We start from the raw sequence: 21,204 nt of genomic DNA, 5'->3' as shown, positions 1-21,204 counted from the left end.
ATCAGTGCGTGTTCAGCATACGAAGGTTTCTCCTTTTAGTTTAGATAACAAACTTGGGAAAATAAACTTTGAGTTCAAGAACAGGACGCTAACACTAGCAGGGGGCACGAGCGGGGGATTACTATTTAAGTAGTTTCTCTATTTTATTCCAATGTCTTTTAGTTTGGCTTTTTATTTTATTTGAAAATTTTATAGCACGTGCTTTATAGGCATATGACAAAAAATTCCCCCAATCAAAGTGTGTTGATACTTCAAAGTATTTTTTTGCATGATTATAAATATACTTTCTTCTTCGAGTGGCTCCTTTATAGGTAAATCTATTTAGCAATCTTCGTTTAAATAGTTCTCCTGGGTATTTTGAACTGGAAGAGCTTGAAAAATGTTTTGCCCTTTTAATTGTTCGTTTCATTTTTCTATAAAATCCAGATAAACTAGCAGATTTTATTTTTACATCAGTGCCATCGAATTCTAGTCCTAAATAAATAAAGTTTTTATCAAAATTAATTAACTTTTCAAATTCTTGACCACATTTTAAATGATCACCATCTCTATGAAAGTGAAATATCTGAGTTTTTTTATTTTGAATTTTTAAATTGATTTCTTGAATCTTTTTATCAAAAAGTGAAATGACTTCTTGTTTTTTATCTAACGGACATACTACAACCATATCATCAGAGTATCTCTTGTAAATACCGTTAATATCTTTAATGTACTCATTAACTTCAAAATCAAAATCTAACATGTAAATATTTGCCAAAATTGAACTGATAGGTGATCCTTGCGGGATTCCAAAGTCTTTTATTCTAACTATACCATTTTCATCTCTAACATATTTAGACTTTTTGACAAGTTTTTTATTTTTTAAAATAAATTCTTCTTTTGTACAAAATGAAACAGCATCAGATTTCTTTAAATATTTAATTTTTGAGACCCTCTTTCTTGTTATAACTTTTTTCTGATTTTTAGTTGTTTTAACAAAAATATTATTTTGAAATTCTTTAAAAATATCAACTAAATCAATATAGCTAAATCTTGTTATACTCTTAAAAACATTGAAATGATCTTTTGGCATCGGATTTTCTAAATTACCAATAATTTCATTCCATTTTGTTCTTAGCTTTTGATGATTTAGATTATCGAAAAATCCAGTAATATCAAAGGCAATAACTATAAAATGATTTGGAGGATAATCTTTTATTGATTTAAAAACATCTACCGCAAAATCAATATTACATTTATTTTTCTTTGAATTTTCTTTAAATGGAATCTTCCTGTATGCAGTAATTACCTGAGATAATTTTTTGTCCAAAATTACTTTCTCATAATTTTTGGTTAATAGTTCTGCATAATAACTATAAATTAGAGAATCGAGATGTCCAGCATAAAACAGTTCGCGCTCTTTAGTACTTGCAACACGAGTTTTTTTCTTTCCATTTACATCAGTATATTTTAGTATTCCAGTTTTTTTTGAATAAACCTTTCTGAATTTTCTGACTTTACTTTTTTTATGAATAAAAGGAAGAAAAGCATGTTGAGAAATTCTTTCAGGATTGGTAACATAATCTTCAATCCAAACAACACGATCTTTAGCCTTTAAAGGAAAACCAATATGAGGATATCGTTTTAATTTGAACCAATCTTTGTTTTTTTCTACTGGTATATTTACAGCCATATTAATTTTTAAAGTGAAAAAAGAGAAGGTGACTACGAAGCATTGCTTTTACAAATTTTATTATGTGAAAAATACATGCGTTATTGATGCCAGAACATCGCTCCTTCAAGTCGGGTAATTATTGTTGTAACTTTACAAATTAAATCTAATTCTATGAAAGAACCAGTCATCTATAAGTACATTCCAGTCATATTATCCCTAAGCAATCTGTTATTAACAGCGCTGGGAATAACAGATTGCTTAGGAGAAATTTATTCAATATTCTCTTGCATATCTGAAATTAGACCTCCTCAACAGCGTTTAATGTTGAGTTAGATTTACTCTATACCATAAAACGTATTTTTCGGCTCCTTCTCTTATTCACTATTATTTATTCTTATTTTTCAAATTAATTAAATATTTTTCAAATTACATTACGGTTTCCCTCATTTTGAAATATTTTTACATACAAAAAAACCTCCCATTTCTGAGAGGTTTTCCACAAAATAAAATCAAAAAGATTCTACATATTCCTTCTATACTGCCCGCCTACTTCAAACAAGGCCGAAGTAATCTGCCCTAACGAACAAACCTTAGTCGCTTCCATTAAATGGGCGAATAAATTTTCGTTTTTAATGGCGGCTTCCTGTAGTTGACGCAGGTGCTCGTTTACTTTTGCTTCGTGTAACTGGTGTAAGTTATCGAGCATCGTAATTTGATATTGTTTTTCTTCTTCGGTGGCGCGAATTACTTCTGCCGGAATTACCGTTGGAGATCCTTTTGAGCTCAGGAAGGTGTTTACCCCCACAATTGGGAAGTCTCCGTTATGTTTTAAGGTTTCGTAATACAAGCTTTCTTCCTGAATTTTAGAACGTTGGTACATGGTTTCCATAGCTCCCAAAACTCCGCCACGCTCTGTGATGCGGTCGAATTCCTGTAAAACGGCAGCTTCTACTAAGTCGGTTAATTCTTCGATGATAAACGATCCCTGGATTGGGTTTTCATTTTTCGCCAGTCCTAATTCTTTATTGATAATCAACTGAATCGCCATGGCTCTACGCACTGATTCTTCGGTTGGTGTGGTAATCGCTTCATCATAAGCGTTCGTATGCAATGAATTACAGTTGTCGTAAATCGCATACAAAGCCTGTAAAGTGGTACGAATATCATTAAAATCAATTTCCTGTGCGTGTAAGGAACGTCCGGAAGTTTGAATATGATATTTTAGCATCTGCGCTCTTTCGTTGGCTCCGTATTTGTTTTTCATGGCTTTTGCCCAAATTTTACGTGCCACACGTCCGATTACTGAATATTCCGGATCTACTCCATTTGAGAAGAAGAACGATAAGTTTGGTCCAAAATCGTTAATGCTCATGCCACGGCTTAAGTAATATTCCACGTAAGTGAAACCATTTGAAAGCGTGAAAGCCAACTGTGTAATTGGGTTCGCTCCTGCCTCAGCAATATGATATCCTGAAATCGAAACGGAGTAAAAATTACGAACGTTTTGTGTAATAAAATATTCCTGAACGTCACCCATCAATCGCAATGCAAATTCAGTAGAGAAAATACAGGTGTTTTGTGCCTGATCTTCTTTTAAAATATCAGCCTGAACGGTTCCACGAACCTGTGATAAGGTTTTTACTTTAATATCGTTATACACATCCAAAGGCAAAACCTGATCTCCGGTAACCCCCAAAAGCATTAACCCCAAACCGTTGTTTCCTTCCGGTAGATCACCTTGGTATTTCGGACGTTCTGTTCCTTTTTCCTTGTATATTTTGTTGATTTTTGCTTCAACTTCTTTTTCTAATTCGTTGGCTTTAATGTAAATCTCACATTGCTGATCGATTGCCGCGTTCATAAAGAAACCTAACAGCATAGGTGCCGGTCCGTTAATAGTCATACTAACCGAAGTTAAAGCATGAACCAGATCAAAACCTGAATACAGTTTTTTAGCATCGTCCAGACAGCAAATCGAAACTCCGGCATTACCGATTTTTCCGTAAATATCAGGACGAACATCAGGATCGTTTCCGTATAAAGTCACACTATCAAAAGCAGTCGATAGTCGTTTTGCCGGTAATCCTGCACTCACATAATGAAAACGCTTGTTGGTTCTTTCCGGACCACCCTCGCCTGCAAACATTCTTGACGGATCTTCACCTTCACGTTTGAACGGGTACAGTCCTGACGCAAACGGAAATTCTCCCGGAACGTTTTCTTGTAAATTCCAACGTAATACATCTCCCCAAGCTTCATATTTAGGCAAAGCAATTTTTGGGATTTGTAAATGCGACAAGCTTTCTGAATGGGTCGCGATTTTAATTTCTTTATCACGTACTTTAAAGCTGTACACCGGATTTTTATATTTGGCTACTTTCTCATCCCAATTCAGAATAATTTCCCAATTGTACGGATCAAGATCCATTTTTACTTTATCAAACTGATTGAGTAACAGGTTTAAAAAGATTCTGTTTTCGTCTAATCCCTCGGCTTCGCTCAGGATGACGCTGTCCTCATCGATTCCGGCTTTATTAATTTGCGGAACTTTCCCTGAAACCGATTCTATGGTTTTAAAGATTCCGTATAATTTCTGTGCTACTTTTTGCTGTGAAGCTGCGATTTCATCATAAGATCGGTTGTTCTCTGCAATTTCAGATAAATAACGGGTTCTGTGTGGTGGAATCACGAAGATTTTCTCACTCATTTCCTTCGTAATCTGAAAAGTAGATTTCAGCTCCGATTGTGTTTTCTCTACAATCTTGTCCATGATCGCTTTATAAAGCGTGTTCATGCCCGGATCGTTAAACTGAGAAGCAATGGTTCCGAAAACCGGCATTTCATCCGGATTTTTATCCCATAAATTATGATTGCGCTGGTATTGTTTTTTAACGTCACGAATAGCGTCAAGAGCACCTCTTTTGTCAAACTTGTTCAAAGCGACCAAATCGGCAAAATCAAGCATGTCGATTTTCTCTAATTGTGTTGCTGCTCCAAACTCCGGTGTCATTACATATAAGGATACATCCGAATGGTCCATAATCTCGGTGTCAGATTGTCCGATTCCTGAAGTTTCAAGAATGATCAAATCGTATTTTGCTGCTTTTAAAACTTGAATGGCTTCGGCAACATATTTGGATAAGGCCAAATTCGACTGACGTGTTGCCAGCGAACGCATATACACACGAGGATTGTTGATGGCATTCATACGGATTCTGTCACCCAGTAATGCTCCTCCTGTTTTTCTTTTTGACGGATCGACAGAAATCAATCCGATTGTTTTCTCAGGGAAATCAATTAAAAAGCGACGAACCAGTTCATCCACTAAAGATGATTTTCCGGCTCCACCCGTTCCGGTGATTCCAAGAACCGGAATTTTAGAATCGGTATTGCTTTCGTGAATCTGATCAAAAACAGGTTTTGCGATTTCAGGGAAGTTTTCTGCTGCCGAAATCAGACGTGCAATTGCGGTTGGAATTTTATTTTCGATATGATCGATTTCTCCGTTTAACTGATCTCCAATAGGATAATCTGAACGTTGAACCAAATCATTAATCATTCCTTGTAAACCTAAAGAACGACCATCATCCGGAGAATAAATTCTTGTAATACCATATTCATGTAATTCTGAAATTTCGCTTGGAAGGATTACTCCGCCTCCGCCTCCAAAAATTTTAATGTGTCCTGCTCCTTTTTCTTTGAGCAAGTCATACATGTATTTAAAATATTCATTATGTCCTCCTTGATACGATGTCATCGCAATCGCATTCGCGTCTTCCTGAATAGCAGTATTTACCACTTCCTCAACACTACGGTCGTGCCCAAGGTGAATTACCTCAACTCCGGTTGACTGAATAATACGACGCATAATGTTTATCGCTGCATCATGTCCGTCAAAAAGAGAGGCTGCGGTTACAATTCTTACTTTATTTTTAGGAATATATGGTATTTGTTGTTCCATTTTATGAATATGATAATTTTAAGGGAGCAATTTACAAAATATTACAACATTTGATCATGCTAATATCTTTTTGTTAACAAAAAAAAAAATCTTTTTTCTTTTAGAGGGGTAACAAATTGAATACTAAGTTGATTTATCCTATATAAGTCTTATAAAAATGTTAACAACATGGAAATCTTGAAATATTTAAACAAAATACAAGAACCTGTAAATCAATATCATAAAGTAATTTAGTAGTATAGAAAAACCCCAAATTTTTACTTAAAACTACCTACAAAAGTAACACCGTAAAAATTTAAAAAATGAAAACATTATATCCACTCAGCCTAATTATAGTTCTAAGTTTTTTTGTGTCTTCTTTTGCCAAAACTGATCATAAGAACGTTTCGTATAAAAAAACTTCAACTGTCGCGCCCGTTTACAAGAATTCAGGTTCTGATAATGTAAACGAAATTTCAAATGACTTCTTTAAAAGATATTCTGATTTGAAAAAATATAAGTCTGACGTCATGTCTTTATATAAAAACAGAACTCCGGGAACTATTTGGTTTGATGAAGATGCCATCAATGAATTTGGTTCTGCATTATATCAAAAAGCTAAAAAAACGAATGATTTGGTTGTTCCTTATCAAAAAGAAATCGATGCTCTTTTTTCTTCTTCAGCAACAAAGCTGTCTAAAATAGATGCAGATATGCTTTTGAGCTCTCTATATATTGCTTACGCCAAAAAAAGTAATGCAGATGCCGGGAAAAAAATGTCGTATGATGCTATGCTGACAGATTTTTTAAATTACAGTACAATCGAAGAAGCCTCTACTTCGACCACTGAAAATGTTAAAGTAACCTATGATCAATATTATAAATTACAGGACGTACTGAAAAAATATAAAAAACTAGACCGTTCTAATAAATGGAAACCTATTGTTCCGGAAGAAACACCTTATAAAGATTTACGTCCGGATGCTGTTTCAAATACTATCGCCCAAGTCAGAACCCGTTTATACTTATTGGGAGATTTAAAAAATGATTCTAAAAGTAACGTTTACGACCGTGAATTAATGGATGCTGTAATGAAGTATAAAGTTCGTAACGGTTTCAAACCTAACTATATTTTAGCAGAAGAACATATTAAAGAAATGAATGTTCCTCTTGCCGATAAAATGGAGACCCTAAAACTTAACATGGAGAGATGTCGTACTATTTCGGATCAAATGGTCGGTTGCGATGAGTATGTTTTAGTCAACGTTCCTTCGTATGAATTGATTTATGTAAAAAATGGGAAGGTGCAACTGTCTTCGAGTGTCTTTGTTGGAGCACCATTAACTAAAACAACCATTTTTAATGGCGAAATTGAGAGAATCGTTTTTAGCCCTTACTGGACCGTTCCGCAAAGTATTGTAAACAATGAGTTGAAAAGTAAAATCGCTGAGGATAAAAATTATTTGGCCAAACATAATATGGAAATAGTAAATGGCCAGGTGAGACAAAAACCGGGTCCTGAAAACTCATTAGGATTAGTAAAATTTATGTTTCCGAACCCTGATGACATCTATATGCATGATACTCCGTCTAAAACTTTATTCGATTTTGAAAAAAGAACGTTCAGCCATGGTTGTATAAACGTAAAAATGGCAAAAGAATTAGCTACTGCCATGCTTAAAGATTATCCTGAATGGACTCCCGATAAAATAGATAAAGCTATGGCGGGTAAAACAGAAAACAGTTTTAAACTAACTAAAAAAGTACCTATTTATATTACTTATTTTACTTCGCTGGTCAATGAAAATGGGGAAATTGGTTTCTTTCAGGATGTTTATGAGCGAGATGCTGAATTAAACAAAACGGTTTCTCCTCAGACGGGAGTAGTATCTAACTAAAATTTAGCCAATTAGTTCGTTCGCTTCATCAAAAGAGCTGTAATTGAAGCTGTAATTTTTAATAGGGTAATTTTAGATTTGAATTTAGAGTTTGGAAGAATAATAGTATCTTTAATAACTCAAATGCAAATTTAAAAATTACCCTTTTTTTTTATGGAAGACGATTATACTGAAGTTAGAAAAAGCTGGTGGGACAGAAACTGGAAATGGTTTGTTCCAACCGGATGTTTAAGTCTTGTGGTACTGTTTGGTTTGTTTATAGCTGCACTTGTCTTTGGAGTTACCACCATGCTCAAAGAATCTGATTCTTATAAATCTGCCATGAACGAAGCGCAGCATAATGCAATAGTGCTGGAAAAATTGGGTAGTCCTATTGAAGACAATGGAGTTGCCTCAGGTAGTGTTAATTCAAGCAATAGTGTTGAGCATTGCAACTTACAAATTCCAATAAGGGGTTCTAAAAGCAGAGGAACTTTATACGTGGTGGGAACCAAAAAAGGAACATGGAAATACGATGAGATGAGTCTTTATGTGGAAGACACTAAAGAAAAAATTGATTTGCTAAAAAAATAAAAAACAAACAAAATACCTTCACCTAAATCCCGTTTACGATACTACATTATGAATCTACGTCCGTTTTTTTTCTTGTTCTTTCTGAGTTTCTATTCCTGTACTTTCTCTCAGACATCTCCATCAAACAGTGAAAAACAAAAACAAGAAATCAAAACAACTGCAAATCAGGTTGATTATGTTAAGATACTCTGGCTAGACAAAAAAGGCGTCCTAAAGCTCAATGAAGATTATATTAAAACATTAACCGATCCACAACGGGCAGCACTAGGATTTGTTACTACTGGTGTTGACCATGACTGCTACTGGGATAGTGATAAAAAAGCCGATGAAAGCAATTTAAAATGTAAATTTCTATGGGCTCTGAACTTGGGATATCAATGCTCTGAAACGCATTTAGGATTTTTAAAACAATGGTTTAAAGAAGATCCTGAAGTTTTAGGAAGACTGCAATATTGTTCCAAAAATGAGACTACACCCAAAAATAAAGAATTCTTTCTCTGGCTAAAAATGGCCACAACTGACAATAACATCAAAATTATCTACTCGGCAGTTGGCATAGATAATGATACTAATTCCAATTGGAAATGGACGGAAGCATCAAGTTATTCTTATACCAATACCGGAATTAAACAAATATCCCGAAAAAATCTTGATGGAGGTATTGACCAAAGAAAATACTGAGAAACTAAGGTTCTAAGGCTTTACTTTTAGAAGAAGTATTTCACTAAAACCTTTGCTCCTTTGCACCTTTGTGCCTCAGAACCTCAGCATCTTAGAACCTACAAAAAACCATTGTTAAGGTTGCAACAAATTGTTTGTTCTCCGGAAATAAAATTGTGGCTTTATTTTTGAATAAGTAGTATTTTTGAAAACTTATAAAATTACACTTTAATGAAAAAGATTCTACTTCTGTTACTTACACTTACATTTTCTTTCACTTCTAATGCCCAGATACAAAAAACTTTAGATCAGTTATCTCAATTATCGTCAAAGATTAATGGCACCGGAAATGTTGATATTGCCTCGGGATTAAAAGAAGCCCTGAACAAAGGAATTACAAAGCAAGTAAGCAAATTAACCGCTGAGGATGGTTTTTATAAAAATGAAGCGGTAAAAATTTTAATGCCGGAAGAACTGCAAAGAGTTGACGCTACCTTACGAAAAATTGGTTTATCGTCTCTTGCCGATGAAGGCATAAAAGCAATGAATCGTGCCGCTGAAGATGCCGTTAAAGAAGCTACACCAATCTTTGTTTCTGCGGTTAAAAACATGTCGTTTACCGATGCCAAAAACATTTTATTGGGGAACGAAAGTGCTGCAACCAGTTATTTACAAAATAGCACTACAACCGCTTTGTACAGCAAATTCAATCCCGTAATCAAAACTTCTTTTGAAAAAGTAGGTGCTGATGTAATCTGGACAAACATAATCAAGAAATACAACACCATTCCATTAGTTCGAAAAGTAAACCCGGATTTGACTGATTATACCACAAATCAGGCTTTAGCAGGTGTTTTTAAAATGATTGCTGTAGAAGAAAAAGACATTCGTACCAACATCAATGTAAGAACATCTCCTTTATTGAAGAAAGTATTTGCTATGCAGGACAAAAAATAGCTTTTGTTGTTAAATTGTTGATTTGTTAATCGTTTAATCGAATGAACAAATCAACGATTAACTGATTAACCAATAACCTAAACCAAAATGCAAAAAATAACCATTCTGATGCACTGCAAAGATCAAAAAGGAATCATTGCCGCAGTGACCACTTTTATTGCTAAAGTCGAAGGAAATATTACCTATATCGATCAGCATGTTGATGTAGAGCAAAATGTCTTCTTTATGCGACTGGAATGTGAATTCACCAATCAACATGTGAGTGCCGAATCGATAAAAGAAGATTTTTCAAAAACGATTGCAACCGACTTTAATATGTCGTGGGAATTGTACAATCAGGAACACAAACCTAAAATGGCTTTGTTTGTCTCCAAATACGATCATTGTCTGTTTGATATTCTTGGGCGTTACAGTGCTAACGAATTAAATATAGAAATTCCTGTCATCATCAGTAATCATAACGAGTTGCGATCAGTTGCCGAACGATTTAATATTCCGTTTCACTGTGTTCCATTTACAAAAGACAATAAAGAAGAAGGTGAAGCCAAACAAATTGAACTGTTAAAAAAATACCAGATTAATTTCATTGTCCTGGCGCGTTATATGCAGATCGTTACACCTAAATTGATTTCGCTTTACGAAAATAAAATCATTAATATCCATCATTCGTTTTTACCGGCCTTCCCGGGTGCCAAACCTTATCACTCGGCTTTTAAACGAGGTGTAAAAATTATTGGAGCAACCAGCCACTACGTGACGGAACAACTGGATGAAGGGCCGATTATTGAACAGGATATTGCGAGAGTTTCACACATACATTCCGTTGAGGATTTTATTATGAAAGGGCGTGATTTAGAACGCATCGTTTTAGCCAGAGCCATAAAATTACATGCCGAAAGAAAAACAATAGTTTACAGTAACAAAACAGTTGTTTTTTCTTAGGTGCAAAGAAGCAGAGGCTCAAAGGGACAAAGGTTTTGAGTTTTGAACGTATATTAAAAAAAAGTAAACCCGACAGGTTTTAAAAACCTGTCGGGTTTGTTTATTTAAGAGGAAAATCTTTGTTCCTTTGAGCCTCTGCTTCTCAGAACCTCAGAACCTCAGAACCTTTTTATTAACGTACATCAAATCGGTCCAGATTCATTACTTTAGTCCATGCTGAGACAAAATCTTTAACAAATTTCCCTTTGGCATCACTGCTTGCGTATACCTCAGCTAAGGCACGAAGTTCAGAATTAGAGCCAAATATAAGATCGGCACGGGTTGCTGTCCATTTAACCTCTCCCGTAGTACGATTACGTCCTTCAAAAACTTCACCGGTTTCGTCAGTGGCTTTCCAGGCCGTTCTTAAATCTAACAGGTTTATGAAGAAATCATTACTTAATGTTTCTCTATTTGCAGTAAACACACCGTGTTTAGAACCGTCATAGTTAGCATTCAACACTCTCAAACCTCCCACCAACACTGTCATTTCAGGTACAGATAAGGTTAATAATTGTGCTTTGTCTATTAAAAGTTCTTCGGTAATGGCTCCTGTTTTTGCACTTTTATAGTTTCGGAATCCATCTGCTTTTGGCTCTAATACTTCAAACGAATGTACATCTGTTTGCTCTAAGGTAGCATCACCTCTTCCTTGTGTAAAAGGAACATCAACAGATAAACCGGCATTTGATGCTGCTTTTTCAATAGCTGCAGATCCTCCTAAAACAATTAAATCGGCAATAGATACTGATTTTCCTGAATTAGCAAAATCATTTTGTATGGTTTCTAAAACAGCCAATACCTTTTTTACTTGTCCTCCTCCATTAACTTCCCAGCTAATTTGCGGTTCAAAGCGAATACGGGCGCCATTAGCCCCTCCACGTTTATCCGAACCTCGGAATGTAGAAGCTGATGCCCAAGCCGTATTTACCAATTCTGAAATAGAAAGTCCGCTGGAAAGAATTTTATCTTTTAAAGCAGCAATATCATTATAACTCAACTCGCCTTTAGCAGCAGGAATCGGGTCTTGCCAAATTAATATTTCACTTGGAACTTCAGGCCCTAAATAACGAGAAACCGGCCCCAAATCTCTGTGCGTCAGTTTGTACCATGCTCTCGCAAAAGCATCAGCAAATTTGTCGAAATTCTCGAAATAGTCTCTTGAAATTGGTGCGTAAATAGGATCTAATTTCAGTGCCATATCTGCTGTTGTCATCATCGGAGCATGTCGTTTGGCCGGATTGTGAGCATCTTCTACTGTTGTAGCAGCGCTTTCATCTGTTGGCGTCCACTGATGTGCTCCTGCAGGACTTTTGGTTAATTTCCAATCGTACTTAAACAACGTTTCAAAAAAACCATTATCCCAGGTAGTCGGATTTGGTTTCCAGGCTCCTTCAATCCCACTGGTAATAGCATCTCCGCCTACTCCGCTGCCAAAACTGCTTTTCCAGCCCATTCCCATTTGTTCTATGCTGGCACCTTCCGGCTCCGCTCCGACTAATGCTGCATCACCGGCACCATGCGCTTTTCCGAATGTATGACCTCCCGCTACTAATGCCACAGTTTCTGCATCATCCATTGCCATTCTTGCAAAAGTCTCTCTAATATCTCTACCAGAACCTAGTGGATCCGGGTTACCATCCGGGCCTTCAGGGTTTACATATATTAATCCCATTTGTACAGCCGCAAGCGGATTCTCCAGATTTCTATCACCGCTATACCTGCTAAATGGTTTATCACTGGTAGCCAACCATTCTATTTCTGAACCCCAGTTCACATCCTGTTCCGGTTCCCAAACATCTTCTCTTCCACCTGCAAATCCAAAAGTCTTAAATCCCATAGATTCTAAAGCGCAGTTACCTGTTAAGATCATCAAATCGGCCCAGGAAATTTTGTTTCCATACTTCTGTTTGATTGGCCAAAGTAAAAAACGTGCTTTATCTAAATTCCCGTTGTCCGGCCAGCTGTTAAGAGGAGCAAAACGCTGATTCCCCGAACTTGCACCTCCACGACCGTCTGATATACGATACGTTCCTGCACTGTGCCACGCCATACGAATAAATAAAGGACCATAATGACCATAATCTGCCGGCCACCAATCCTGCGAATCTTTCATCAGGTCAAAAAGATCTTTTTTAACCGCATTCAGGTCTAACGTTTTAAATGCTTCCGCATAGTTAAAATCTTTTTCCATCGGATCCGACAAACTAGAATGCTGACGCAGTATATTTAAATTTAAACGATTTGGCCACCAATCTTTATTAGAGGTTCCTGTACCAGCAGTTTCTTTCATTTGTCCATTATGGAAAGGACATTTACTTTCGTTTGAATCACTCATTGTTTTCTGTTTTTTTTGATTAGAATTAACTGTTTTATATCAAATGCTAATTTTTTTAAGAAATCACACATCCTTGATATATAACACTTTATCAAATATACAAACTTATCTTTGCGATATTAATAAACAAAATTGATTGTTTTTATATTTTAATAGCCAAAAATTATTTAACACTACAGAAAGCTCAAAACAGCACATTAAAGAATCTTAACTTATGTCCAACAAAGTAATAACAAAACCTTAACAGCAAAACATCCATATAAGTTGGATCTTTGTAGTGTAATAAACTGGTTATTTATTATTTTGGTTTTGGTTAGTTAAATGATGCCGGCGTCTTCGAGATGCCGGCATTTTTTTTTTTGCTAATTTGCTACCTTTTTTGTTTCAGGTTTCAGGTTTCAAGTTGCTACACTTTGAACATAGTTTAACCGCAAATTTGCTAAAGTTTTTGCGTCAAAATATACGCTCCAACAACTTGAAACAAAGAAAACCTGAAACTTGAAACTTGAAACCTGAAACTAATTTCTAAGTCTTTCGTGTAGTAATTTGAAGTATGGAAAAGCCTTTAACAATCGGCTTCCGTGCCAGGAGAACATTTCGCCATCGACGAAAATAGTTTTAGCATGATGAGTAAAACGTCCTATTTCAAAAGCATCTTCTTCTTTGAATGGATAAGGCTCTGAAGAAAGAAAAACCAAATCAGGATCGCCTTCCAGACGCATTTTTCTGAGTTCAATTTCCGGATAGCGGCCTTTATCACCGTAAATATTCTGAAAGTGATTCAGTTTTAATAACTCATTAATATAGGTATCATTTCCTGCTGCCATATAAGGATTCTTCCAAATAAAGTAAGCCGCCTTTTTCTCAGGAATGTCCTGAACGTATTTTTTAAAATCGTTTAAAGCAAAGAGCAATTTATTGTTCCATTTCTGAGCTTCGGTTCTGCAATTGAAAAGCTGTCCAAAATCAGAAATCATTTGAAAATTATCTTCAATTGAAACAATATTGGTCACCCAAACCGGGCAAATAGTACTTAACTGCGCTACAATCTCGGGCGTATTTTCTTCTTTGTTGCAAATGATAATATCGGGCTGGAGCAATTTTATCTTTTCAAAATGAATCTTCTTCGTTCCTCCAACCATTTTTTTAGTCGACTTAAAATGATACGGATGCACGCAGAACTTTGTTATCCCCACTATTTTTTCTTCTAAACCTAAATCGTATAGCAATTCAGTTTGAGAAGGAACTAACGAAATAATTCTTTTTGGAGCTGTTTCGAAAGTATGTAAGGTACCAAGCTGATCTTGTAACTGTTTCATGTCTATTTTGTTTCAGGTTTCAAGTTCTTAAACCGCAAAGTTCGCAAAGGATTGCGCTACGAACGCAAAGCTTTTTTTGCGAACCTTGCGAAAAACCTTTGCGAACTTTGCGGTTAATCTATTTATAAAGTTATTTAAACCTTAGAGTTAATAATCTCTTCCATTTCTTTTTGAACTTTCAGAGCTTCTTCTCTTGCTTTTTCAGCAAAGTCAGTTCCTTTTGAAGCATAGATAATGGCTCTCGCTGAATTGACTAACAAACCTACTTTATCATTCATTCCGTATTTGCAAACTTCAGATAAACTTCCGCCCTGAGCTCCAATTCCCGGTACCAGTAAGAAATTATCAGGGACAATTTTCCTGATTTCAGTAAAGTATTCTGCTTTTGTAGCGCCTACCACATACATAAGGTTGTGGCTATTTTTCCAGGTTTTAGACGTCTCCAAAACTTGTTTGTATAATTCCTTTCCGTTAACGTTTAACGTCTGAAAATCAAATGCTCCTTCGTTTGAAGTCAAAGCCAGCATAATCGTATGTTTGTTTTCAAAAGCCAGGAAAGGCTCGACCGAATCTTTCCCCATATAAGGAGCAACGGTTACACTGTCGAAATTCAAATCTTCAAAAAAAGCTTTGGCATACATGCTTGATGTATTACCGATGTCTCCACGTTTTGCATCGGCAATGGTAAACATTTCTGGAAAATTCTCGTTGATGTAGTTTATGGTTTTCTGAAGTGAAAGCCATCCTTTTAATCCGTAAGCCTCAAAAAAAGCAGTGTTCGGCTTGTAGCCTACCGCTAAATCGTGCGTCGCATCAATTATTGCTTTATTGAACTCAAAAATTGGATCTTCGGTTTCTAATAAATGTGGCGGAATTTTAGTCAGATCAGGATCTAATCCAACGCATAAAAATGATTTTTTTAAAAGAATTTGTTCGTGTAGTTGTTGTGTTGTCATTCTTGATTTTTTAGTTCTCCAAACAGAGTAGAAATAATTCTATTTTAGAAGTATGCAAAAATAAAAAAAGCCATTCAATTACGAATGGCTTTTTGGTTTTATATTCTGTTTAGGCTTACAAATTACCTAAATATACAATTTCTGTTCTTCTGTTTTCTGCTCTTCCTTTAGCCGTTTTATTAGACTGAACCGGTTTTGCAGATCCAAATCCTTGTGAACTTAAGTTAGCCGGATTTACTCCTTTTTCAATCAAAGCCTCCATTACTACTTTTGCTCTTGCCTCAGATAATTTCTTGTTGGCTTTTGGATTTCCTATGTTATCGGTATGTCCGTTGATTGCAAACTTAGCATTTGGATAGTTTTTCAGAATCTCTTTAATCGCGTCTAATCTACCTGAAGTTTCTCCTTTTCTGGCGTCACTTAAAGTTGCTTTTCCGGTTGTAAAGAAGATAGACTTCGCCTCTACTTTCAATTGTGCTAATGTTTCTTTTGTAACTTTAGGACAACCATTATTTTCTGCAGGACCATACACTAACGGGCAAGCGTCATCTTTATCTAAAACTCCGTCTTTATCAGCATCTAAAACAGGGCATCCTTTATTTTCTGCAGGACCAGCAACATCCGGACAAGCGTCGTCTTTGTCTAAAACACCATCTTTATCAGTATCCGGCCAAGGACAACCTTTGTTTTCTACCGGACCGGCAACTGCAGGACAAGCATCTACATTGTCTAATAAAGTATCACCATCACTATCTTTCCAAGGACATCCTTTATTTTCTACAGGACCTGCAACACTTGGGCAAACGTCATCTTTATCAAAAACTTTGTCTCCATCTGTATCCGGCCATGGACAACCGTTATTTTCTTCCGGACCTGCTACTTTTCTACAAGAGTCTTCTTTATCAATTACTCCGTCTTCATCCGTATCTTTGAATTTCTTCTGATAAACCGGAATTTTTACCCCAAGATGAAAATCAACCGCTTTGGATTCTTTTGAAACCAGATTCGTCAAAACAGAACCTGAACCAATAAAGAAAGCTCCTAAACGAATTCCTGATCCTACCTGCATTCCGCTGTATTCCATCCAGGTCATCGGTACATAAAAACTAAACCATCTGCTTTCGTAACGAGGCGTTAAACTCACACGATTGGCAATACTGCTTCCGTTTAATTTAGAATCACTCACCATACTGATATCTCCATTTAAGTTTAAATAGAATTTTCTGTACATGTTCCAATCTACATCAGCGTGAATTGCTGTTGGTAAACTGGTTCTAACTCCTTTTGAAGTCGAAACTTTTGTATAATGCTCGTTTAGGAAATCATATAAGTTATCAGCATCGTTGATCATTTTCTCTGTTACCACTCCGGTAACATTATAGGTATCTAATTTTGAGTTCTTGTAATTGATCGAACCAATATCGGTAACCGAAAGACCAAAACGTACTTTGTATTTGTTCAAATCACGAAAGTTATTGTCGGCTCTGGTTGCTTTGTTTAAATCGTATTTCTTGTACTCAGGTCTCCATTCGTAAACAAGTCCAAAATCAAAACCTAAACCATTTGAATTAGCATCAAACTTGTAATCTTCATTAGCATCAAAGTCCTGGCTTGCTCCTACGGTTACTTCTCCTTCAGAAAAAAGCGTGCTGGCTCTCGGATTGGCTTTGTTCTCCACAAATGCAACTTTCACACCTCTGCCCTGAGTATAACCGTTTACACCACCCTGAAGATATTTTGCTGTTAAACCTCCTTTTAAGAAATGTTGATCGTTTTGCCATAAAACCGCAGCATACGAAACACCAAGCTCTCCCCATGAATGCGAAACTGCATTTGGATTGCCTAAGTTGAAATTAAAGTTACTGGCATGGTCTAAACCATTTTTCACTTCATTTACAAGGCTACCATTAACATTATAAGCATTAGTAACAGATCTGGCTCTTGTAAAAACAGCGATTGTATGTTTTGGAGCAATATTAAACATGAAAGAAGGCCCCATGATATCAAAATTAACCAAACCATTATTGGAGTTAGCCGGTGTCATGATCGACTGCTTGTCAAAATCATATCCTTTTTTATACACATCAAAAAGGCGAACACCATAAAGATCATTTGCTACTGTCCCACTGACTGAAAACAGATTAATATCGGTTTTAAAACGAGAATCGGCAATAGAAGCCGGATTAAAAAGAACACTTTGAACACCTGCATAATTATCATGCGTATATCCCAAATAAGACTGAGATTTGGCTGAAAAAGTAATCGCAATAAGTAATAAACTGAGTAAAGTTTTTTTCATTAAAATTTGTTTTGTTTTAGGTAAATTCGGCGGCAAAACTACACTATTTGAATTACAAACAGGTTACGTAAACATTGAATTCCTGTAACTTTTTTAACATTTTTTTCACATGAATCTAAAGACTCTCTTTCTGCTTTTCATAAGTACTCTTTAATCAAATAATTATAACAGCATCTATTAATTTCCTTTATCACTTTTAAAAGTGTAAAATGTGAATTATGCAACACTTCTTTAAATAGATATAACAGGAAAAAGGCAAATAATTCGCAATTTTACATTACTATTACTGCTTAATGATTTTGCAGGAATAGCATAAAAGCGGAATGAGTTTAAGAAGGAATACTGAAGCAAAATACGCAACTCTGAAGCATGATGATTTGATGTTTGCCGGAGCTAAAATGGATAGTAAACTTTAGCAAAAGCAGGGAAAAGTAGAAGAAGAATTTCATCAAATCCTTTCAGATTTGCAACCCTTTCTGACTCAATCGGAATACCGTCTAGTATAAATATTAGACGGTATTTTTTTATACTAAAAACGATGTCTTGATGTATTGAATAGTATTTTTCCGGATTACTGCCAACGAGTTAGTTGAAATATTAGTAAATTTCTAACAATTGTTAAACGACAGAACCAAAATTAAATTAAGTATCTTTAACCAAATTTTCATTAAATGAAACTATTTATAAAGTTCGACATTAACACCATTTGCTCGCTTTTTTTAAAACACAATCTGGACCAGCACAATGTAAGCTTTACCACTTTGGGGTTTGGTGAAATTGAGCTCAATAACAACCTTGATGCCGAGGCACTCGAGGCCTTAAAAGAGAAACTGAGCCCTTGTGGTTTTGAAGTGGTAGAAAACCAAAAAAGTGTTTTGGTACAAAAAATAAAGGACGCTATTATTGAACTTGTCTTTATGGAAGACAGTAACAATTACAAAAGTTCTGTGTTTTTGGCCGAAAAACTCAATCATAGCTATGGGTACCTATCGAATGTATTTTCGGAAGTAACCTATTCGTCTATCGAAAATTTTATTATTTTACAAAAAATTGAAAGAGCAAAACAATTAATTATTATCAACGAAATGAGCCTGACCGAAATTGCTTTTTTACTCAACTACTCCAGTGTAGCGCACCTGAGTACACAGTTTAAAAACACCACCGGAATTACGCCATCGGCTTTTCAGCGAATTATTAAGAAACGAAGAGAGAATTTAAAATAAAATACAAATACCTATATTAAAATGCAAAAAAACGCATTACACATTTTATTGGCTGACGATGATGAGGACGATCGCCTTTTTTTTAAAGATGCTTTTGAAGAGATAAAGATTCAGACTAAAGTAGAATTTGCGCATGACGGAATGCAATTAATGGACCATTTAATGAATCCTGACAATGCTTTACCCGATATTTTATTCCTGGATTTGAACATGCCGAAAAAAACCGGAAAAGAATGCCTGATCGAGATTAAAAAAACAGAACGTTTAAAAGACATTATCATTGCAATCTACTCTACTTCCTCTTCGGAAGAAGACATTGAAGATACTTTTATTCAGGGCGCCAATATTTACATTAAAAAACCAAGTGATTTTAACAATCTGAAAAAAATAATTAATGAAGTCGTTACTGTAAACTGGCACTATCATACCTCAGGGTTAAATCGTGATAATTTTCTGTTGCGACTAAAATAGTAGGAAATCAATGAAGTGGATCCCAAATTTTAATTCCTCAAACTCACTGAGAGTTATTTTTGTAATCGCAGTTTTCATTCTGTTATTTCTTTCTTCTATTGCTCACAAGCACAATCAGGACCTGAATGAGTCCAGTAAGCTGGTGATGCATACGTATGAAATTAACATTCAGTTAGAAAGGTTAATGTCGGCTATTAAGGATGCCGAAACGGGACAGCGCGGCTATATCATCACCCGCAATGCCCGTTTCCTGACTCCTTACATTTATTCGCGCGACAAGGTAAACACTTCGTTCATTAATTTAAAAAAGTTAACAAAAGACAATCCGCGACAGCAGAAAAATCTTCAAAACTTATTCAAGCTCATCATTCAGCGTTTTGTTTCGTTTGAAAATTGCCTTAAATACAGCGATCCCAAAACCTATGACAAGCGAAAACTCGACAATCATTTGTTTGGCGGACGAATTTTGATGGAAAACATTCGTTTTAAAGTAGACGAAATGAATGATATCGAAAAAACTGATTTGGCCAAAAGACTAAAAATCTACGATGCCGAAATTTCCCTGAGTCCGCTTTTTTCTATTTCACTGTTTCTGGTTGCTTTAAGCTTTATTCTATTGGCTTACCGACAAATTAGTCGTGATTTCGAACGCCTGAAAGTCTTCAACAAGCAGCTTTTAATCTCCGGAAAACTGATGGCTGAATCTGAAGCTATTGGTAAATTCAGTACCTGGCAATGGGATTTAGACACCAACAAAATAGACTATTCCGACAATCAATATCGCCTGCTGGGCTACGAACCTAATGCTTTTGTTCCCGAAAAAGGCACCTTTTTAAACTTTGTGCACCCGGATGATAAAGAAACGGTAGCAAAGTCAATGAAAGGAATCCTAAACTATAAGCAACTGCCTTTTGTTTATTACAAAATTGTACTTCCTACCCAAGAAGTGAGGCATTTTAAAACGACAGGAAAATTATTGACTGACGAACAGGGAAGCAAAATTCTACTGGGAATCAACTTTGATATTACCGATGAGCACTTACTCAACATAGAACTTCAGGCACGTAACGTCGAACTCGAAAACAGCAATAAGGAACTGGCTTCTTTCAACCACGTTGCGAGTCACGATTTACAGGAACCTCTTCGAAAAATTCAGACTTTTATCTCCCGAATTTCAGATGCCGACAAAGCTGTTATGTCTCAAAATGCCAATGATTATATTGCTAAAATTGAGATTTCGGCCAAAAGAATGCGTGTTTTAATTGATGATTTATTGTTGTTTTCAAGAACAAATACCACCAAAAAAGAATTCATTAAATCAAATTTAAATGAATTGCTTAAAAATGCCGAAGCTGAATTAACCGAAATGATCGACGAGAAAAAAGCGATTATTACGTCTACAAAATTGCCTAAACTGGCCGTCATTCCGTATCAGATCGAACAGCTTTTTATTAACCTCATCGGGAATTCTTTAAAATACAACCGTCCGAATGTTGCTCCCGAAATTACCATTGAAAGTCAAAAAGTATTTTCGGTAGATTATCGTGAACTATTAGATCAGAATGTAAAAAAATACTACAAAATAACTTTTACAGATAACGGAATGGGCTTTGACCCTCAGTTTAAGGAAACTATTTTTGTATTGTTTCAGCGTCTTCATTCTAAAACAGATTATCCCGGAACAGGAATTGGCCTGGCCATTTGCAAAAAAATTGTCGACAATCACAAAGGATATATCATAGCCGACAGTCAACCTGACCAGGGTTCAATATTTACGATTTTTCTTCCGGATTAACCCCTCAAAAAAATCTTTAAAAACCACATAACAAACGTTATATAAATCTTTTATGGGAATTATATAACGTTTCTTTTTTTTGGTGTAAAGCAAAATCCTCCATTCGTTGCCATCTTTGTAAAGTAATACTTTATGAAGTA

General features: G+C 35.7%; 14 protein-coding genes. 8 read left to right on the top strand and 6 right to left on the bottom strand.

Features of this window, described 5'->3' with window-relative positions:
- Nucleotides 1–121: 121 nt before the first annotated feature.
- Nucleotides 122–1,672 (bottom strand): reverse transcriptase domain-containing protein, encoded by a 1,551-nt coding sequence (locus tag M4I44_RS11850; RefSeq protein WP_249964828.1) that lies wholly within the window; start codon nucleotides 1,670–1,672, stop codon nucleotides 122–124.
- Nucleotides 1,673–2,174: 502 nt separating this feature from the next.
- The gene (locus M4I44_RS11845; RefSeq protein ID WP_249964827.1) at nucleotides 2,175–5,615 is read right to left on the bottom strand and encodes a methylmalonyl-CoA mutase family protein; all 3,441 of its coding nucleotides are present in this window, start codon (nucleotides 5,613–5,615) and stop codon (nucleotides 2,175–2,177) included.
- Nucleotides 5,616–5,917: 302 nt separating this feature from the next.
- Between M4I44_RS11845 and M4I44_RS11840 the strand changes: the two genes are divergently transcribed.
- The 5 genes from M4I44_RS11840 to purU all read left to right on the top strand — a co-directional run bounded on the left by M4I44_RS11840 (nucleotide 5,918) and on the right by purU (nucleotide 10,624).
- Entirely contained in the window at nucleotides 5,918–7,492 is a 1,575-nt protein-coding gene (locus tag M4I44_RS11840) for a L,D-transpeptidase family protein (protein ID WP_249964826.1), read from the top strand.
- Between the two features lie 153 nt (nucleotides 7,493–7,645).
- Complete coding sequence (locus M4I44_RS11835) at nucleotides 7,646–8,065, top strand: cytochrome c oxidase assembly factor Coa1 family protein (protein WP_089077889.1); 420 nt, start codon at nucleotides 7,646–7,648, stop codon at nucleotides 8,063–8,065.
- A 48-nt stretch (nucleotides 8,066–8,113) separates the two neighbouring features.
- On the top strand, nucleotides 8,114–8,746 hold the full coding sequence (locus M4I44_RS11830; RefSeq protein WP_017498559.1) for a hypothetical protein: 633 nt from the start codon (nucleotides 8,114–8,116) through the stop codon (nucleotides 8,744–8,746).
- A gap of 210 nt (nucleotides 8,747–8,956) precedes the next feature.
- Entirely contained in the window at nucleotides 8,957–9,682 is a 726-nt protein-coding gene (locus M4I44_RS11825) for a DUF4197 domain-containing protein (RefSeq protein ID WP_249964825.1), read from the top strand.
- 87 nt (nucleotides 9,683–9,769) lie between these two features.
- The gene (gene purU, locus M4I44_RS11820) at nucleotides 9,770–10,624 is read left to right on the top strand and encodes a formyltetrahydrofolate deformylase (RefSeq protein WP_017498557.1); all 855 of its coding nucleotides are present in this window, start codon (nucleotides 9,770–9,772) and stop codon (nucleotides 10,622–10,624) included.
- A gap of 172 nt (nucleotides 10,625–10,796) precedes the next feature.
- On the opposite strand, the gene katG is transcribed toward purU, so the two are convergent.
- The 4 genes from katG to M4I44_RS11800 form a co-directional block, all read right to left on the bottom strand.
- A complete protein-coding gene (katG, locus tag M4I44_RS11815) occupies nucleotides 10,797–13,001 on the bottom strand; it encodes a catalase/peroxidase HPI (RefSeq protein ID WP_256472107.1) in 2,205 nt (734 codons plus the stop codon).
- A gap of 518 nt (nucleotides 13,002–13,519) precedes the next feature.
- Entirely contained in the window at nucleotides 13,520–14,320 is an 801-nt protein-coding gene (locus M4I44_RS11810; RefSeq protein ID WP_249964824.1) for an ABC transporter substrate-binding protein, read from the bottom strand.
- 134 nt (nucleotides 14,321–14,454) lie between these two features.
- The gene (gene pyrF / locus M4I44_RS11805; protein ID WP_017498554.1) at nucleotides 14,455–15,276 is read right to left on the bottom strand and encodes an orotidine-5'-phosphate decarboxylase; all 822 of its coding nucleotides are present in this window, start codon (nucleotides 15,274–15,276) and stop codon (nucleotides 14,455–14,457) included.
- Nucleotides 15,277–15,391: 115 nt separating this feature from the next.
- Nucleotides 15,392–17,575 carry a DUF5723 family protein gene (locus tag M4I44_RS11800; RefSeq protein WP_249964823.1) on the bottom strand — a complete coding sequence of 728 codons (2,184 nt, stop codon included), beginning with the start codon at nucleotides 17,573–17,575 and terminating at the stop codon, nucleotides 15,392–15,394.
- Nucleotides 17,576–18,246: 671 nt separating this feature from the next.
- Here M4I44_RS11800 and M4I44_RS11795 point away from each other — a divergent pair.
- From M4I44_RS11795 to M4I44_RS11785, 3 genes are read left to right on the top strand one after another with little or no spacing between them, the layout of a single operon-like run.
- A complete protein-coding gene (locus M4I44_RS11795) occupies nucleotides 18,247–18,798 on the top strand; it encodes an AraC family transcriptional regulator (RefSeq protein WP_017498551.1) in 552 nt (183 codons plus the stop codon).
- A gap of 21 nt (nucleotides 18,799–18,819) precedes the next feature.
- Nucleotides 18,820–19,269 carry a response regulator gene (locus tag M4I44_RS11790; protein WP_017498550.1) on the top strand — a complete coding sequence of 150 codons (450 nt, stop codon included), beginning with the start codon at nucleotides 18,820–18,822 and terminating at the stop codon, nucleotides 19,267–19,269.
- Nucleotides 19,270–19,279: 10 nt separating this feature from the next.
- Nucleotides 19,280–21,064 carry a CHASE3 domain-containing protein gene (locus M4I44_RS11785; protein ID WP_249964822.1) on the top strand — a complete coding sequence of 595 codons (1,785 nt, stop codon included), beginning with the start codon at nucleotides 19,280–19,282 and terminating at the stop codon, nucleotides 21,062–21,064.
- The last annotated feature ends 140 nt before the right edge of the window (nucleotides 21,065–21,204 follow it).

The organism is Flavobacterium sp. B183 (genome assembly GCF_023539155.1).
Classification (GTDB): Bacteria; Bacteroidota; Bacteroidia; order Flavobacteriales; family Flavobacteriaceae; genus Flavobacterium; species Flavobacterium tructae.
The sequence above is the reverse complement of the archived record's forward strand: the minus strand, read 5'-3'. Positions and strand labels throughout refer to the sequence as shown.

What these genes read in the sequence shown, in the direction of transcription:
- M4I44_RS11810 (WP_249964824.1), bottom strand. Translation starts at nt 14,320, where the DNA reads ATGAAACAGTTACAAGATCAGCTTGGTACCTTACATACTTTCGAAACA.
- M4I44_RS11795 (WP_017498551.1), top strand. Translation starts at nt 18,247, where the DNA reads ATGAAACTATTTATAAAGTTCGACATTAACACCATTTGCTCGCTTTTT.
- M4I44_RS11850 (WP_249964828.1), bottom strand. Translation starts at nt 1,672, where the DNA reads ATGGCTGTAAATATACCAGTAGAAAAAAACAAAGATTGGTTCAAATTA.
- pyrF (WP_017498554.1), bottom strand. Translation starts at nt 15,276, where the DNA reads ATGACAACACAACAACTACACGAACAAATTCTTTTAAAAAAATCATTT.
- M4I44_RS11790 (WP_017498550.1), top strand. Translation starts at nt 18,820, where the DNA reads ATGCAAAAAAACGCATTACACATTTTATTGGCTGACGATGATGAGGAC.
- M4I44_RS11825 (WP_249964825.1), top strand. Translation starts at nt 8,957, where the DNA reads ATGAAAAAGATTCTACTTCTGTTACTTACACTTACATTTTCTTTCACT.
- katG (WP_256472107.1), bottom strand. Translation starts at nt 13,001, where the DNA reads ATGAGTGATTCAAACGAAAGTAAATGTCCTTTCCATAATGGACAAATG.
- purU (WP_017498557.1), top strand. Translation starts at nt 9,770, where the DNA reads ATGCAAAAAATAACCATTCTGATGCACTGCAAAGATCAAAAAGGAATC.
- M4I44_RS11840 (WP_249964826.1), top strand. Translation starts at nt 5,918, where the DNA reads ATGAAAACATTATATCCACTCAGCCTAATTATAGTTCTAAGTTTTTTT.
- M4I44_RS11835 (WP_089077889.1), top strand. Translation starts at nt 7,646, where the DNA reads ATGGAAGACGATTATACTGAAGTTAGAAAAAGCTGGTGGGACAGAAAC.
- M4I44_RS11800 (WP_249964823.1), bottom strand. Translation starts at nt 17,575, where the DNA reads ATGAAAAAAACTTTACTCAGTTTATTACTTATTGCGATTACTTTTTCA.
- M4I44_RS11785 (WP_249964822.1), top strand. Translation starts at nt 19,280, where the DNA reads ATGAAGTGGATCCCAAATTTTAATTCCTCAAACTCACTGAGAGTTATT.
- M4I44_RS11845 (WP_249964827.1), bottom strand. Translation starts at nt 5,615, where the DNA reads ATGGAACAACAAATACCATATATTCCTAAAAATAAAGTAAGAATTGTA.
- M4I44_RS11830 (WP_017498559.1), top strand. Translation starts at nt 8,114, where the DNA reads ATGAATCTACGTCCGTTTTTTTTCTTGTTCTTTCTGAGTTTCTATTCC.